The sequence below is a fragment of the Telluria sp. AZSoR62 genome (assembly GCF_058111565.1).
In genome coordinates this window covers 182,177-197,552 of the sequence record NZ_JBYTST010000007.1, presented here as the reverse complement: position 1 = coordinate 197,552, position 15,376 = coordinate 182,177, and the positions used below count along the sequence as shown (strand labels likewise).

At 66.9% G+C, this 15,376-nt stretch carries 13 protein-coding genes; all 13 read left to right on the top strand.

All coding sequences use genetic code 11. The features are described 5' to 3' along the window. The first annotated feature begins 6 nt into the window (after nt 1–6). Genes rsmH through ftsA form a run of 13 tightly spaced genes read left to right on the top strand, consistent with a single transcriptional unit; the run spans nt 7 to nt 15,336 of the window. Nucleotides 7–978 carry a 16S rRNA (cytosine(1402)-N(4))-methyltransferase RsmH gene (gene rsmH, locus AC3XQU_RS13075; protein WP_489874590.1) on the top strand — a complete coding sequence of 324 codons (972 nt, stop codon included), beginning with the start codon at nt 7–9 and terminating at the stop codon, nt 976–978. Beyond that, on the top strand, nt 975–1,247 hold the full coding sequence (ftsL, locus tag AC3XQU_RS13070) for a cell division protein FtsL (RefSeq protein ID WP_489874589.1): 273 nt from the start codon (nt 975–977) through the stop codon (nt 1,245–1,247). Before rsmH ends, ftsL begins: the two co-directional genes overlap by 4 nt. Beyond that, nucleotides 1,244–3,031, top strand: a complete 1,788-nt coding sequence (locus tag AC3XQU_RS13065) for a peptidoglycan D,D-transpeptidase FtsI family protein (protein WP_489874588.1) — start codon at nt 1,244–1,246, stop codon at nt 3,029–3,031. The genes ftsL and AC3XQU_RS13065 overlap by 4 nt, the downstream gene beginning before the upstream one ends. Beyond that, the gene (locus AC3XQU_RS13060; RefSeq protein ID WP_489874587.1) at nt 3,031–4,551 is read left to right on the top strand and encodes a UDP-N-acetylmuramoyl-L-alanyl-D-glutamate--2,6-diaminopimelate ligase; all 1,521 of its coding nucleotides are present in this window, start codon (nt 3,031–3,033) and stop codon (nt 4,549–4,551) included. Before AC3XQU_RS13065 ends, AC3XQU_RS13060 begins: the two co-directional genes overlap by 1 nt. Beyond that, complete coding sequence (locus AC3XQU_RS13055; RefSeq protein ID WP_489874586.1) at nt 4,551–5,918, top strand: UDP-N-acetylmuramoyl-tripeptide--D-alanyl-D-alanine ligase; 1,368 nt, start codon at nt 4,551–4,553, stop codon at nt 5,916–5,918. Before AC3XQU_RS13060 ends, AC3XQU_RS13055 begins: the two co-directional genes overlap by 1 nt. Further along, on the top strand, nt 5,919–7,088 hold the full coding sequence (gene mraY, locus AC3XQU_RS13050) for a phospho-N-acetylmuramoyl-pentapeptide-transferase (RefSeq protein ID WP_489874585.1): 1,170 nt from the start codon (nt 5,919–5,921) through the stop codon (nt 7,086–7,088). Between the two features lie 4 nt (nt 7,089–7,092). Beyond that, on the top strand, nt 7,093–8,592 hold the full coding sequence (gene murD, locus AC3XQU_RS13045; RefSeq protein WP_489874584.1) for a UDP-N-acetylmuramoyl-L-alanine--D-glutamate ligase: 1,500 nt from the start codon (nt 7,093–7,095) through the stop codon (nt 8,590–8,592). Continuing rightward, nucleotides 8,592–9,809, top strand: coding sequence for a putative lipid II flippase FtsW (gene ftsW, locus AC3XQU_RS13040; protein ID WP_489874583.1), 1,218 nt, complete (start codon nt 8,592–8,594; stop codon nt 9,807–9,809). Before murD ends, ftsW begins: the two co-directional genes overlap by 1 nt. Then, nucleotides 9,806–10,891: an undecaprenyldiphospho-muramoylpentapeptide beta-N-acetylglucosaminyltransferase gene (murG, locus tag AC3XQU_RS13035; RefSeq protein WP_489874582.1), complete on the top strand. Its 1,086-nt coding sequence runs from the start codon at nt 9,806–9,808 to the stop codon at nt 10,889–10,891. Before ftsW ends, murG begins: the two co-directional genes overlap by 4 nt. After that, complete coding sequence (murC, locus tag AC3XQU_RS13030) at nt 10,888–12,276, top strand: UDP-N-acetylmuramate--L-alanine ligase (RefSeq protein WP_489874581.1); 1,389 nt, start codon at nt 10,888–10,890, stop codon at nt 12,274–12,276. Before murG ends, murC begins: the two co-directional genes overlap by 4 nt. Then, the gene (locus AC3XQU_RS13025; protein WP_489874580.1) at nt 12,273–13,259 is read left to right on the top strand and encodes a D-alanine--D-alanine ligase; all 987 of its coding nucleotides are present in this window, start codon (nt 12,273–12,275) and stop codon (nt 13,257–13,259) included. Before murC ends, AC3XQU_RS13025 begins: the two co-directional genes overlap by 4 nt. A 6-nt stretch (nt 13,260–13,265) precedes the next feature. Further along, on the top strand, nt 13,266–14,090 hold the full coding sequence (locus AC3XQU_RS13020; protein ID WP_489874579.1) for a cell division protein FtsQ/DivIB: 825 nt from the start codon (nt 13,266–13,268) through the stop codon (nt 14,088–14,090). A gap of 13 nt (nt 14,091–14,103) precedes the next feature. After that, nucleotides 14,104–15,336: a cell division protein FtsA gene (ftsA, locus tag AC3XQU_RS13015; RefSeq protein WP_171088011.1), complete on the top strand. Its 1,233-nt coding sequence runs from the start codon at nt 14,104–14,106 to the stop codon at nt 15,334–15,336. The last annotated feature ends 40 nt before the right edge of the window (nt 15,337–15,376 follow it).

The window sequence follows — 15,376 nt, the reverse complement described above, 5'->3', positions numbered from 1 at the left end:
GCCTTGATGACCGACATGTCGCCGGCACAAGGCGCGGTATCCGAATACCAGCATCGCACCGTACTGCTCGACGAAGCAGTCGATGCGCTCGACCTGACGGGCGAGCGCGTCAACGGTATCTATATAGACGGCACCTTCGGCCGCGGCGGCCACAGCCGCCTGCTGCTCTCGCGCCTGGGGCCGCAGGGCCGCCTGTTCGCTTTCGACAAGGATCTGCAGGCGATTGCCACCGCCGGGCAGATCGACGACCCCCGTTTCACGATCGTGCATGACAGTTTTGCCACGATGCAGGACGCGCTGGCCGCGCGCGGCGTCAAGCAGGTCGACGGCATCCTGCTGGACCTTGGTATCTCGTCGCCCCAGGTGGACGACGCCACGCGCGGATTCAGCTTCCGCCAGGACGGGCCCCTCGACATGCGCATGGACACCACGCGCGGGATGTCGGCGGCCGACTGGCTGGCCATCGCGCCGGAACAACAATTGGAAAAGGTTATACGAGATTATGGAGAAGAGCGGTTTGCTTTCCAGATTGCAAAGGCGGTTGCAGCTCGCCGGGCAATCGAACCAATTTCGACCACACGACAGCTTGCCGCAATCGTGGCAAACGCGGTCAAGACTCGGGAAAAAGGCAAGGATCCGGCAACCCGGACCTTTCAGGCTATCCGGATTTTCATCAATAAAGAGCTTGAAGACCTCGAACAAGGCTTGAGTGCGGCCTATGCCATGCTCGCCCCCGGCGCCCGCATGTCGGTAATCAGCTTCCATTCGCTGGAAGACCGCATGGTCAAGCAGTTCCTGGCGTCCAAGGCGAAAGTCGAGCAGCCGGACCGCCGCCTGCCGATCCGCGCCGTCGACCTGCCGCAGCCGCTGATGAAACTGGTCGACAAGATCAAGCCATCGGACGAAGAAGTCGGCGCCAACCCGCGCGCCCGCTCGGCCGTGCTGCGCGTGGCCGAACGGCTGGGAGGCACGCCATGAGCGGCAAGCTCAATGCCCTGCTCGCGGCCGCGCTGGTCCTGTGCGCGCTGTCGGTCGTGAACGCCCGCTACAAGGCGCGCCACCTGCTGATCGAACTCGAACGCCTGCAGCAGCAGTCGCGCCAGCTCGACATCGACTGGGCCCAGCTCCAGCTCGACCAGTCCACGCTCGGCAAGAACGAGCGCATCGAGCAGATCGCCCGCACCAACCTGGACATGGTTCCCTTGAGCCCGGCCCGTACCCAGTACCTGACGGAAGGGGCGCGATGAGCCGGCCGAATGCGCGCGTCGAACGCCGTGCCACCTCGCGGGTTGCCGCCTCCAAGGGCGTGGCCTTCTCGAAGAGCCCCGTGCTGGCCGTGAACGTGCCGAGCTGGCGCTCGCGCCTGGTGCTGTTCGTGCTGTTCGCGGCCTTCGCCGCGCTCGGCGCGCGCGCGCTCTGGCTGCAGGGCATGTCGACCCAGTTCCTGCAAAAGCAGGGCAAGAGCCGCTACGAGCGCACGCTCGAACTGCCGGCCACGCGCGGCAAGATCATGGACCGCAACGGCGCGGTGCTGGCGTCCTCCCTGCCGGTCAAGGCGGTGTGGGCCATTCCCGAGGACGTGCTGAAGTCCCCGGGCGCGAAGATCACCGAACTGGCGCGCCTGCTCGAGATGCCGGAAGCCGAACTGCGCAAGAAGCTCGACTCGGACCGCACCTTCGTCTATCTCAAGCGCCAGGTCGAGATGCCGGTCATCGCCCAGATCGAGAAGCTCAAGATCGACGGCATCGATACCCGCAAGGAATACAAGCGCTTCTACCCGCAGGGCGAAGTGATGACCCACATGGTCGGCTTCACCAATGTCGAGGACATCGGCCAGGAAGGCATGGAGCTGTACCACCAGAAGGCCCTGGTCGGCGTGCCGGGCAGCCGCCGCGTGATCAAGGACCGCCTGGGCCATATCGCCGAAGACCTGGGCATGTTCCGCGAGCCGCACCAGGGCAAGGACCTGACCCTGTCGGTCGACAGCAAGCTGCAGTACATCGCCTTCACCAGCGTCAAGAACGCGGTCGAGAAATTCAACGCCCAGGCCGGCGGCGCCGTGGTGCTGGACGTGCAGACGGGCGAAGTGCTGGCCATGGCCAACTACCCGACCTATAACCCGAACGACCGCTCCAAGCTGACCGGCGCGCAGCTGCGCAACCGCGTCATCACCGATACCTTCGAGCCGGGTTCCACGCTCAAGCCGATCACGATCGCGCTCGGCCTGGAGAAGAAACGCATCACGCCCGACACCGTGTTCGACGTCTCGGGCGGGCGCATCGTCGTGGGCGGGCGCACCATCCGCGACATGCACCCGAAGGACGCGCTCACGGTCGGCGGCATCATCCAGAAATCCTCGAACGTCGGCACCGTCAAGATCGCCCAGATGCTCCAGCCCCAGGACATGTGGGAGCTGTACACCAAGCTCGGTTTCGGCCAGGCGCCGCGCTACGGCTTCCCGGGCGCCGTCGCCGGCCGCGTGCGCCCATGGAAATCCTGGAAACCGATCGAATATGCCAACATGTCCTTCGGCCACGGCCTGTCGGTCTCGCTCCTGCAGCTGGCGCGTTCCTACATGGTGTTCGCGCGCGACGGCGACATCATCCCGCTGTCCTTCCTGAAGGTGGACGAGCAGCCGGTCGGCCAGCAGGTGATCTCGCCGAAAACCGCGGCCCAGGTGCGCACCATGCTCGAATCCGTGGTTGGCCCGGACGGCACCGCCTCCAAGGCCCAGGTGGCCGGCTACCGCGTGGGCGGCAAGACCGGCACCGCGGAAAAGATCGTCAACGGCCGCTATTCGAAGACCGACAACATCGGCTACTTCGTCGGCATCGCGCCGATGTCCAAGCCGCGCTTCGTGATCGCCGTCATGATCGACAACCCGCGCGGCGCCCTGCGCACCGGCGGCAGCGTCGCCGCCCCGACCGCGGCCGACCTGGCGTCGAATGCGCTGCGGGCCGCCAACGTGCCGCCCGATTCCTCGGTGACCGACATCATCATTCCCGAAGAACCCCTCGAGGAGAGCATGTGATGGCCGTTCGCCTGCACGACATCTCCCAGTGGATCCGCGCCGCCGCACCAGGCGGCCGTCTCGTTTCCGATTCGCGCCGCGTGGCGCCGGGCGATGTGTTCTTTGCCTATCCGGGCGAGGGCGCCGACGGCCGCGCCTACATCGGCGCCGCGATCGACGCGGGCGCCGCTGCCGTGGTGTACGAAGAAAACGGTCATGCCTGGAGTGAAGCGCACACAGTCGCCCACCTGGCCGTCGCCGGCCTGAAGCAGCACGCCGGGCCGATCGCCCATGCGGTGCTGGAGCGTCCCGATGCCGGCATGTTCACCGTGGCCGTCACCGGCACCAATGGCAAGACGTCCTGCGCGGTATGGCTGGGACAGGCCCTGGCGCGCCTGGGCGAGACCGCCGCCATGATCGGCACCCTGGGCGTGGGCATCGCCAAGGGCAAGGCCGAACCGCAGTTCGACGCCACCGGCTACACCACCCCGGACGCCGTGCTGCTGGCCCAGACCCTGGGCGAGCTGCGCGCGCAGGGCGCCACCGCGCTGGCGATCGAAGCCTCGTCCATCGGCCTGGTCCAGGACCGCATGGCCGGCATGCATGTCGACGCCGCCATCTTCACCAACCTGACCCGCGACCACCTCGACTTCCATGGCGACATGGACAGCTACGAAGCGGCCAAGGTCAAGCTGTTCGAATGGGAAGGCCTCAAGTCGGCCATCGTCAACCTGGACGACCCGGCAGGGCAGCGCCTGGTCGCGCACCTGCGCACGCGCTTCGCGTCGCTGCCGGTCACCGGCTACACGCTTAAAAGCGAAGCCGAACAGCCGGCCATCGACGGCGTGGGCATCCTGCGCGCCGCGAACCTGCGCAGCCGCCATGCGGGCACCGAATTCACCGTCGAAACGCCGGCCGGCAACGCGGTCGTCAAGACCGCGCTGGTCGGCCACTTCAACGTGAGCAATGCGCTGGCGGTGCTGGGCGCGCTGCTGGCCAAGGGTGTGGCGCTCAAACACGCGGTCGAAGCCATCGAAGCCCTCGTGCCGGCCCCGGGCCGCATGCAGCAGGTGGGCGGCCAGGATGCGCCGATGGTCGTGATCGACTATGCGCATACGCCGGACGCGCTGGAAAAGACCCTGGAGGCGCTGCGCCAGGTGGCCCTGGAACGCGGCGGCCAGCTGTGGTGCGTGTTCGGCTGCGGCGGCGACCGCGATCCGGGCAAGCGCCCGCAGATGGGCGCCATCGCGCAAGCGGCCGACCAGGTCGTGGTCACCAGCGACAACCCGCGCAGCGAAGACCCGGCCAGCATCATCGCCCAGATCGTCGCCGGCATGGACAAGGACGTGCAGGCCATCGAAGACCGCGCCACCGCCATCCTGTCGGCCGTGAAAAACGCCGGCAAGCAGGACGTCATCCTGCTGGCAGGGAAGGGCCACGAGCCCTACCAGGAGATCAAGGGCAAGAAGATGCCGTTCTCCGATGCCGACCATGCCACGCTCGCCCTGAGCGCGCGGCTTACCATGATGAGGACTCACTGATGCGCGCAACCCTCGCACAACTGGCGGCGGCCATCCCGGGCGCCCGGCTCGTCGGCGGCAATGTCGGGATCGAGGGCGTCTCGACCGACAGCCGCAGCGCCCCGGCCGGTGCGCTGTTCGTCGCGCTCAAGGGCGAGACCTTCGACGCACACGGCTTCCTCGGCCAGGTCGAGGCCCGCGGCGTGGCCGCCGTGGTGGTGCACGCCCTGCCGGAAGGCTGGACCCTGCCGGCCATCGTGGTGCCCGACACCCTGGTGGCGCTGGGCCGCATTGCGAACTTCTGGCGCAGCCAGCACGCGATTCCCGTGATCGGCGTGACCGGCTCGAACGGCAAGACCACGGTCAAGGAAATGATCGCGTCCATCCTGGCCGCTTTCGTGGGCGAAGACGCCCGCCTGGCGACCCAGGGCAACCTGAACAACGAGATCGGCGTGCCCTTGACCCTGTTCCGCCTGGGGATGTGGCATCGCGCCGCCGTGATCGAGATGGGCATGAACCATCCGGGCGAGATCGCCCGCCTGGCGGCGATCGCCGCCCCGACGGTGGCCATGGTGAACAACGCCCAGCGCGAGCACCAGGAATTCATGCACACCGTGGAAGCCGTGGCGCGCGAGAACGGCGCGGTGCTGCAGGCCCTGCCGCCCGACGGCGTGGCCGTGTTCCCGGGCGACGACACATATACCGAATTGTGGCGCGGCCTGGCGCCGTGCCCGGTGCTGACCTTCGGCCTGGGCGAGGAATGCGACGTGCGCGCGACCTACACGGCCAGCGGCTTCGGCAACGCGCTGCAGGTGACGGCGCGCGGCGGGCAGTTCGCGATCAAGCTGGCCGCCGCGGGCGAGCACAACGTGCGCAATGCGCTGGCCGCGATCGCCAGCACCCTGGCCGCCGGCGTGCCGGTGGACGCCATCGTGCGCGGTCTGGAAGCCTTTGTGCCGGTGGGCGGACGCCTGCAGCAGAAGCAGGCCGCGGGCGGCGCCACCGTCATCGACGACACCTACAACGCCAATCCGGACTCGATGCGCGCCGCGATCGACGTGCTGGCCGCCTATCCGGCCCCGCGCATCCTGGTGGTGGGCGACATGGGCGAAGTCGGCACGCAGGGAAAAGAATTTCACGAAGAAGTCGGTGCCTATGCGCAGCAGCAGGGCATCGAGCACGTGCTCGCCACTGGCGAACTGGCCCGCTCGATGAGCGCGTCGGGAGCACGGCATTACGAGCAGTTCGACGACTTATTGGCAGCACTGGATTCCACACTGGGCGGCAATAGCAGCGCGACTGTGCTGGTGAAGGGCTCGCGTTTCATGAAGATGGAACGCGTGGTCCAGCACCTGACCGGATCAACACCTAGCAAGGACGCCCACTAAATGCTTCTCTGGCTCGCCCAATACTTCCAGGACTACATCGGTCCACTGCGTGTTTTCAACTACATCACTTTCCGTGCGGTGTTCGCCACCATCACCGCCATTGCCATCGGCCTGGTCTGCGGCCCGGCCGTGATCCGCAAGCTGACCGCCCTCAAGGTCGGCCAGGCGGTGCGCACCTATGGTCCACAGACCCACCTGGCCAAGCACGGCACCCCGACCATGGGCGGCGTGCTGGTCCTGATCGCGATCGGCATCTCGACCCTGCTGTGGTGCGACCTGTCGAACCGCCTGATCTGGCCGGTGCTGGTCGTGACCATGGGCTTCGGCGCCGTCGGCTGGGTCGACGACTACCGCAAGGTGGTCTACAAGGACCCGGAAGGCATGCGTTCGCGCGAAAAATACTTCTGGATGTCGCTGGTCGGCATCGCCTCGGCGCTCTACCTGGCCTTCTCGGTCTCGGCCGCGAACCCGTGGGAAGTGCTGCAGCTGTTCTACGCCTGGGTGCAGTCGGGCTTCTCGATGACCCTGCCGCCCAAGGCCGACCTGATCGTCCCGTTCTTCAAGTCGATCAGCTATCCGCTGGGCGTCTGGGGCTTCATCGCGCTGACCTATTGCGTGATCGTCGGCTCGAGCAATGCCGTGAACTTCACCGACGGCCTGGACGGCCTGGCGATCATGCCGACCGTGATGGTCGGCGGCGCCCTGGGCCTGTTCGCCTACCTGACCGGCAGCGCGACCTTCTCGAAATACCTCCTGATCCCGTATATCCCGGGCGCCGGCGAACTCCTGATCTTCTGCGGCGCGATGGCCGGCGCGGGCCTGGCCTTCCTCTGGTATAACGCGCACCCGGCCCAGATGTTCATGGGCGACGTCGGCGCGCTGGCGCTGGGCGGCGCGCTGGGCACCATCGCCGTCATCGTGCGCCAGGAAATCGTCCTGTTCATCATGGGCGGCGTGTTCGTGGCCGAGACCCTGTCGGTGATCATCCAGGTCACCTGGTTCAAGTACACCAAGAAGCGCTACGGCGCCGGGCGCCGCGTGTTCCTGATGGCGCCGCTGCACCACCATTTCGAACAAAAGGGCTGGAAAGAGACCAAGGTCGTGGTCCGCTTCTGGATCGTGACCATGATGCTGGTGCTGGTCGGCCTGTCCACCCTGAAGCTGCGCTAACAGAATGATCTACGACGGCAAATCCGCATTGGTACTGGGCCTGGGTGAATCCGGGCTGGCGATGGCGCAGTGGCTGGCGCGCTGCGGCGCGCGCGTGCGCGTGGCCGACACGCGCACCGAGCCGCAGCGCCTGTTCGCCCTGCGCCAGGCGCTGCCGAATGCGCAATTCGTCGGCGGCGAATTTGCCGCGACCCTGCTCGAGGGCGTCGATTTCGTCGCCGTCAGCCCGGGCCTGGCCCCGGAGCGCGAGCTGGCCGCCATCCGCCCGGCCGCAGCCGAACGCGACATCCCCGTCTGGGGCGAGATCGAACTGTTCGCGCAGGCGCTGGCGCACCTGAAGACCGAACGCGGCTACGCGCCGAAGGTCATCGCCATTACCGGCACCAACGGCAAGACCACCGTCACCAGCCTGACCGGCCTGCTGTGCCGCCGCGCAGGGCTGTCGACCCGCGTGGCCGGCAACATCAGCCCGGCCGCGCTGGACGTGCTGAGGGAAAGCCTGGACAGCGACGCGCTGCCGCAGGCCTGGGTGCTCGAGCTGTCCAGCTTCCAGCTGCACACGACTTCCAGCCTGCAGGCCGACGCCGCCACCGTGCTGAACCTGACCCAGGACCACCTCGACTGGCACGGCAGCATGGATGCCTATGCGGCGGACAAGGCGCGCATCTTCGGCAGCGAGACCTTGCGCGTACTGAACCGCGACGACGCGCGCGTCATGCGCATGGCCATGCCAGGCGCGCCTGCCTTTACCTTCGGCACGGGCGAGCCGACGGAGCCGGACAGCTTTGGCCTGATCAGCGAGCGCGGCGTGCTGTGGCTGGCCAATGCCGTCGCCAACGACGACGAACCTGCGAAGAAACTGAAGAAAGGCGAGGCGCCGGCGCCGGTGGAAGTCACGGTCAACCGCCTGATGCCGGCCGACGCGCTCAAGATCCGCGGCCTGCACAATGCCTCGAACGCGCTGGCGGCGCTGGCCCTGTGCCGCGCCTGCGGCCTGCCGCTCGCTCCACTGCTGCACGGCCTGCGCGAATACGCCGGCGAGCCGCACCGCGTGGAGCTGGTCGCCAGTATCGACGGCGTGGATTACTACGACGACAGCAAGGGCACCAATGTCGGGGCCACCGTCGCCGCGCTCGAGGGCCTGGGCAAGGCCTTCGCGGGCGAAGACCAGCAAATCCTGTTGATCGCCGGCGGCGACGGCAAGGGCCAGGACTTCGCACCGCTGGCATTGCCCGCATCGCGCTACGTGCGCGCCGTGCTGCTGATCGGCCGCGATGCACCAAGCGTGCGCGCCGCCATCGAGCCGACCGGCGTGCCGGTCTTCGATCTGCCCGGCCTGCCGGAAGCGGTGCACCGGGCCAGCGGCCTGGCGCGCCCGGGCGACTGCGTGCTGCTCTCGCCCGCCTGCGCGAGCCTGGACATGTTCACCAATTACGCGCACCGCGCCCAGGTGTTCGTCGACGCCGTGCGCGAGATCGCGCTCGAGAAGGGCCAGGAGATCTGATGGCCTTCCAGCTTCCATTCAAATTTTCCGGATCGAGCAGCGACGCCTTGACGTCGCCGCGCAGCCGTCCGTCGAAGATGATGGACTACGACCAGCCGCTGGTCTGGGTTACCGTGCTCCTGATGCTGTTCGGGCTGGTGATGGTGTACTCGGCCTCGATCGCGTTGCCGGACTCGCCGAAATTCGCCTACCTGGGCGACAAGAACGAATACTTCCTGTACCGCCAGTCGATGTACATCATCGTCTCGATGGCCGCCGCCGCCGTCGCCTTCCAGGTGCCGGTCGCCGTCTGGCAGAAATACGCGCCGATGATGTTCATCGCGACCCTGTTCCTGCTGGCGATCGTGCTGATCCCGGGCATCGGCGTGACGGTCAACGGCGCGCGCCGCTGGCTGCCCCTGAAGATCATGAACCTGCAGCCGTCCGAGATCATGAAGATCGCCGTGGTCCTGTACGCCGCCGACTTCACGGTGCGCAAGCAGGAATACATGCACAAGCTGACCAAGGGCTTCCTGCCGATGATGGTGGCGATCGGCCTGGTCGGCGGCCTGCTGCTGATGGAGCCGGACCTGGGCGCCTTCGGCGTGATCGTCTGCATCGCCATGGGGATCCTGTTCCTGGGCGGGATCAACATCGTCTGGTTCGGCGGCATCGGCGCGCTGCTGGTGGTGATCTTCACCTCCATCATCGCGCTGTCGCCTTTCCGCCGCGCGCGCATGTTCGCCTACCTCAACCCATGGGAAGAGGGCAATGCGCTGGACAAGGCCTACCAGCTGACCCACTCCCTGATCGCCTTCGGGCGCGGCGAGTTCTTCGGCGTGGGCCTGGGCGGCAGCGTGGAAAAGCTGTTCTACCTGCCGGAAGCGCACACCGACTTCATCATGGCCGTGATCGGCGAAGAACTCGGCCTGGCCGGCGTGCTGGTCGTGATCGCGATGTTCTACTGGCTGGTCAAGCGCGCCTTCGACATCGGCCGCCAGGCGATCGCCCTGGACCAGACCTTCGCCGGCCTGGCCGCCAAGGGCATCGGCATCTGGATCGGCGTGCAGACCTTCATCAACATGGGCGTGAACCTGGGCCTGCTGCCGACCAAGGGATTGACCCTGCCCCTGATGAGCTTCGGCGGCTCGGGCGTGCTGTTCAACTGCGTCGGCCTGGCGATCCTCCTGAGGATCGACTACGAAAACCGGGTGCGCATGCGCGGAGGCCGCACATGAAGAAGCTGATGATCATGGCGGCCGGCACCGGCGGCCACATCTTCCCCGGCATCGCGATCGCGCAGACCATGCGCGCGCGCGGCTGGGAAGTGTCGTGGCTGGGCACCGCGCACGGCATGGAAACCGACCTGGTGCCCAAGGCCGGCATTCCGATGGATACCATCGACTTCGCCGGCCTGCGCGGTAAGGGCCTGGCCCATACCGTCACCGGCGCCTTCAAGATGGCGGCGGCTTTCCTGACCTGCCGCCGCTACCTCGCCCAGCGCACACCCGACGTGGTGCTGGGCATGGGCGGCTATGTGACGGTGCCGGGCGGGATGATGGCGCGCGCCCGCGGCGTGCCGCTGGCCCTGGTCAATGCCGATGCCGCGCTGCTGCTGTCGAACAAGACCCTGGCCCCGATCGCTCAGCGCCTGCTGTTCGGCTTCCCGGCCGATTTCGGCAAGGCGGCCGGCAAGGCGGTCGTCACCGGCAACCCGGTGCGCCGGCAGATCCTGGACCTGCCGGAACCAGGCCTGCGCTTCGCGGGCCGCAGCGGCCCGCTGCGCATCCTGGTCGTCGGCGGCAGCCTGGGCGCGAAGGTGCTCAACGACAGCGTGCCGGCGGCGCTCGCGCAGATCGACCCAAGCGTGCGCCCGGTCGTGACCCACCAGTCGGGCAAGAAGAATATCGATGCACTGCGCGCCGCGTATGCGCAGGCAGGCGTACAAGCGCAGGTCGTGGACTTCATCGACGACATGGCGGCGGCCTATGGCCAGGCCGATCTCGTGATCTGCCGCGCCGGCGCGATCACCGTGTCGGAACTGACCGCGGCCGGCGTGGCCAGCGTGCTGGTGCCGTTTGTCGCCAGCACCACCAGCCACCAGCGCGACAACGCGGTCTGGATGGCGGGGCAACAAGCGGCCGTCTACCTGCCGCAGGGCGAACTCAATCCGCAGGGGCTGGCAAGCCTGCTGCAAAAGACCACCCGCGACGATTGCCTGGCCATGGCCCGGGCGGCGGCAAAGGTGGGCAAGCGCGACGCCAACGAAGCGATCGCGCGCGAACTAGAGAAACTGAGCGAGAAACTGGCGAACGCATGAAACACAAGATCAAGAACATCCATTTCGTCGGTATCGGCGGCAGCGGCATGAGCGGCATCGCCGAAGTGCTGGTCAACCTCGGCTACAACGTGTCGGGCTCGGACCTGTCGAGCAATGCGGCAAGCCAGCGGCTGGCCGACCTGGGCGCGCGCGTCTACACCGGCCACAGCGCCGAGCACGTGATCGGCGCCGACGTGGTCGTGACCTCGACCGCCGTCAACGAAAGCAACCCGGAAGTGGTTGCGGCCCGCGCCGCCAAGATCCCGCTGGTGCCGCGCGCGATCATGCTGGGCGAACTGATGCGCCTCAAGCGCGGCATCGCGATCGCCGGCACCCACGGCAAGACCACTACCACAAGCCTGGTCGCCTCGGTGCTGGCCGAAGGCGGCATGGACCCGACCTTTGTCATCGGCGGCAAGCTGACCGCCGCCGGCGCCAACGCCAAGCTCGGGCAGGGCGACTACATCGTGGCCGAGGCCGACGAGTCGGATGCGTCCTTCCTGAACCTGTCGCCGATGATCGAAGTGATCACCAACATCGACGCCGACCACATGGAGACCTACGAGCACGATTTCGACAAGCTCAAGGCTGCCTTCGTGCACTTTACTCACCGCCTGCCGTTCTACGGCCGCGTGATGCTGTGCATCGACGACCAGCACGTGCGTTCGATCCTGCCGCAGGTGACCAAGCCGGTCACCACCTACGGTTTCTCGGAAGACGCCGAAGTGCGCGCCTTCGACGCCCATGCCGAGGGCGTGCACATGCACTTCATGGTGCGCCAGCGCGGCTACCCCGACACCAAGTTCGTGCTGAACCAGCCGGGCATGCACAATGTGCTCAACGCCTGCTCGGCGATCGCCATTGCGCGCGAGATCGGCATCGGCGACGACGCCACCGCACGCGGCCTGCTCGAATTCCGCGGCGTCGGCCGCCGCTTCACCCGCTACGGCGAAGTTGCCCTGCCATCGGGCGGCAGCTTCACCCTGGTGGACGATTTCGGCCACCACCCGGTGGAAACCGAAGTGACCCTGGCCGCCGCGCGCGCCGCCTACCCGGGCCGGCGCCTGGTGCTGGCCTTCCAGCCGCACCGCTACAGCCGCACCCGCGACCTGTTCGAGGACTTCGTGAAGGTGCTGGCGACCCCGGACGTGCTGCTGCTGGCCGACGTGTATCCGGCCGGCGAAGCGCCGATCGTCGCTGCCGACGGCCGCGCCCTGGCGCGCGCGCTGCGCACCGGCGGCAAGACCGAGCCGATCTTCGTCGAATCGATTGCCGACATGCCGGCCGCGATCCTGCATGCGGCGCGCGACGGCGACGTCGTCCTCACGATGGGCGCCGGCTCGATCAGCGGCATTCCCCACCAACTGACCAACGCAAAGGCTTGAATCACGTGAACGCAACCACCTCTACCTTCGACCCGGCATCCTTCGGCAAGGTCGGCGTGCTGTTCGGCGGCCGCTCCGCCGAGCGCGACGTGTCGATCATGTCCGGCACCGGCGTGCTGGCCGCGCTGCAGAGCCGCGGCATCGATGCCCATCCTTTCGATCCGGGCACCCAGAGCCTGGCCGACCTGGCGGCGCAGCGTTTCGACCGCGTCTTCATCGCGCTGCACGGCCGCTACGGCGAAGACGGCAGCCTGCAGGGCGCCCTCGAGCAGCTCGGCATTCCCTACACCGGCAGCGGCGTGATGGCATCAAGCGTGGGCATGGACAAGATCACCACCAAGAAGATCTGGAAGATCGACGAGATCCCGACCCCGGACTATGTCTCGATCGACAAGACCACCGACCTCGACGAGGTCCTGGTCGCGCTCGGCCTGCCGCTGATCGTCAAGCCGCCACTCGAGGGCTCGACCATCGGCATCACCAAGGTCACCGAGGCCGCCGGCCTGAAGACCGCGGTGGAGCTGGCCGCCGGCTTCGACGAAGTGGTGCTGGCCGAGGAATTCGTCACCGGCCGCGAGTTCACCGTCGCCGTGCTGGGGCAGGGCGCCACGGCGCGCGCGCTGCCGATCGTCGAGATCGTGGCGCCGGAAGGCAACTACGACTACCAGAACAAGTACTTCACCGACGACACCCTGTATCACTGCCCGGCCGTGCTGGACGAGGCCTTGACCGAGGAAATCCAGCGCCACGCCGTGAACGCCTACCGTGCGCTCGGCTGCGAAGGCTGGGGCCGGATCGACGTGCTGGTGCGGGAGAACGACATGCGTCCGTTCTTGCTGGAAGTTAATACCTCGCCGGGCATGACCTCGCACTCGCTGGTGCCGATGGCCGCGCGTGCGGTGGGCATCAGCTACGAAGACCTGTGCATCGAGATCCTGGCGTCCGCACGCCTGAAGATGCCGATGCCGAAGGCGAAGGGTTAATCGCGCATGTGGCATGACGTCCGCGCCCTGAACGCAACCGCCAGCTCGCTGGTGGCGCTGACGGTGCTCGCCGCGCTCGCGTCCGGCGTGTGGTGGCTGTCGCAGCGCCCCATGTTCTCGCTGCGCGCGGTGACCGTCGAGAGCATGTACGGGCTGGATCTGCGCCACGTGAACGAACTCACGGTGCGCAATGGCGTCATCGGCAAGATCCGCGGCAACTTCTTCACCACGGACCTGGAACAGGTGCGGGGCACCTTCGAGACCGTGCCGTGGGTGCGGCGCGCCACGGTGCGCCGCGAATGGCCGAACCAGCTGATCGTCGAGGTCGAAGAGCACGAGGCGCTCGGCACCTGGGGCGAGGATGGCCGCCTGCTGTCGGTCAAGGGCGACGTCTTTACCGCCAACCTGGCCGAGGCCGACGACGACCATCCGCTGCCGGCCTTCGACGGACCGCTGGGGACCGAGAAGGAAGTGCTGGCCCGCTTTACCGAGCTGCGTTCGCTGTTCGCGCCGGTCAAGCTGGCGCCGCTCGAACTGTCGCTGTCCAGCCGCTATGCCTGGACCGTGAAGCTGGACAACGGCATGAGCGTGGCGCTGGGGCGCGAGCAGGACCGCGACACGCTGAAGAAACGCGTGCAGCGCCTGGTCGGCGTCTACCCGCAGCTGGTCGCGCGGCTGCAGGAAGGGCGTATCGACACCATCGACATGCGCTACCAGAACGGCCTGGCGCTGTCGTCGGCGGCCCTGAGCGTGCCGCAGGACGCCACCAAGCCGGTCAAGCCGGCGAAGAAACCGAAAACTCCGATCAACAAGACAACCAAGCAAACATAAGCAGGCAACAGCAATGACAAAAGACGCGAAGAACCTGATCGTCGGCCTCGACATCGGCACCTCGAAGGTGGTGGCGGTCGTGGCCGAAGTGATGTCCGACGGACGCCACGAGGTGATCGGCCTCGGTCAGCACGAGTCGAAAGGGTTGAAGAAAGGCGTGGTCGTCAACATCGAGGCCACCGTCGAGTCGATCCAGCGCGCGCTCGAAGAAGCGGAGCTGATGGCCGACTGCAAGATCCGCAATGTCTATGCTGGCATCGCCGGCAGCCATATCCGTTCGTTCAATTCGAGCGGCATGGTTGCAATCAAGGACAAGGAAGTCACCGCTACCGACGTGGCGCGCGTGATCGAGACCGCCAAGGCGGTGAACATCCCGACCGACCAGCAATTGCTGCATACGGTGCCGCAGGAATTCATCGTCGACAACCAGGAAGACGTGCGCGAGCCGATCGGCATGAGCGGCATCCGCCTGGAAGTGCGCGTGCACATCGTCACCGGTGCGGTGTCCGCAGTGCAGAACATAGTAAAGTGCGTCCGCCGTTGTGGCCTCGAGGTGTCGGACCTGATCCTGCAGCCGATGGCCTCGGCCGATTCGGTGCTGACGGTCGACGAAAAGGAACTGGGCGTGGTCCTGATCGACATCGGCGGCGGCACCACCGACATCGCCGTGTTCTCGGACGGCGCGATCCGCCACACCGCGGTGCTGCCGATCGCCGGCGACCAGATCACCAGCGACATCGCGATGGCCCTGCGCACGCCGACCGGCGAAGCGGAAGACATCAAGATCCGCTACGGCGTGGCCAAGCAGGTGCTGGCCGACCCGGGCGAGACGCTCGAGGTGCCGGGACTGGGCGACCGCGGCCCGCGCGCGCTGTCGCGCCAGGCGCTGGCGGCCGTGATCGAGCCGCGCGTCGAAGAGCTGTTTGCGATGGTGCACACGGTGGTGCGCGAGTCCGGCTACGAGGGCGTGCTCTCGTCGGGCATCGTGCTCACCGGCGGCAGCTCGATCATGCCCGGCATGATCGAAATGGCCGAAGACATCTTCCTCAAACCGGCGCGCCTGGGCACGCCGGACTACCGCGGCCAGCTGGCCGACGTCGTGCGCAGCCCCCGCTACGCCACGGTGCTCGGCCTGTTGCTGGAAGCGAAGAAGCAATACCTGCGCGGTCACATCGTCACGCGTCAGGATGGTTCGGTGAAGGCAGTCTGGCAACGCATGAAGGAATGGATCGCAGGGAATTTCTGAATTACGAGTTAAGTGTCGGAATACAGCATTAAATTTTCAG

Excerpts from the sequence above, each read along its gene's own strand:
- ftsA (WP_171088011.1), top strand. The coding sequence starts at position 14,104 with ATGACAAAAGACGCGAAGAACCTGATCGTCGGCCTCGACATCGGCACC.
- murC (WP_489874581.1), top strand. The coding sequence starts at position 10,888 with ATGAAACACAAGATCAAGAACATCCATTTCGTCGGTATCGGCGGCAGC.
- AC3XQU_RS13065 (WP_489874588.1), top strand. The coding sequence starts at position 1,244 with ATGAGCCGGCCGAATGCGCGCGTCGAACGCCGTGCCACCTCGCGGGTT.
- mraY (WP_489874585.1), top strand. The coding sequence starts at position 5,919 with ATGCTTCTCTGGCTCGCCCAATACTTCCAGGACTACATCGGTCCACTG.
- AC3XQU_RS13055 (WP_489874586.1), top strand. The coding sequence starts at position 4,551 with ATGCGCGCAACCCTCGCACAACTGGCGGCGGCCATCCCGGGCGCCCGG.
- AC3XQU_RS13020 (WP_489874579.1), top strand. The coding sequence starts at position 13,266 with ATGTGGCATGACGTCCGCGCCCTGAACGCAACCGCCAGCTCGCTGGTG.
- ftsL (WP_489874589.1), top strand. The coding sequence starts at position 975 with ATGAGCGGCAAGCTCAATGCCCTGCTCGCGGCCGCGCTGGTCCTGTGC.
- rsmH (WP_489874590.1), top strand. The coding sequence starts at position 7 with ATGACCGACATGTCGCCGGCACAAGGCGCGGTATCCGAATACCAGCAT.
- ftsW (WP_489874583.1), top strand. The coding sequence starts at position 8,592 with ATGGCCTTCCAGCTTCCATTCAAATTTTCCGGATCGAGCAGCGACGCC.
- AC3XQU_RS13060 (WP_489874587.1), top strand. The coding sequence starts at position 3,031 with ATGGCCGTTCGCCTGCACGACATCTCCCAGTGGATCCGCGCCGCCGCA.
- murG (WP_489874582.1), top strand. The coding sequence starts at position 9,806 with ATGAAGAAGCTGATGATCATGGCGGCCGGCACCGGCGGCCACATCTTC.
- murD (WP_489874584.1), top strand. The coding sequence starts at position 7,093 with ATGATCTACGACGGCAAATCCGCATTGGTACTGGGCCTGGGTGAATCC.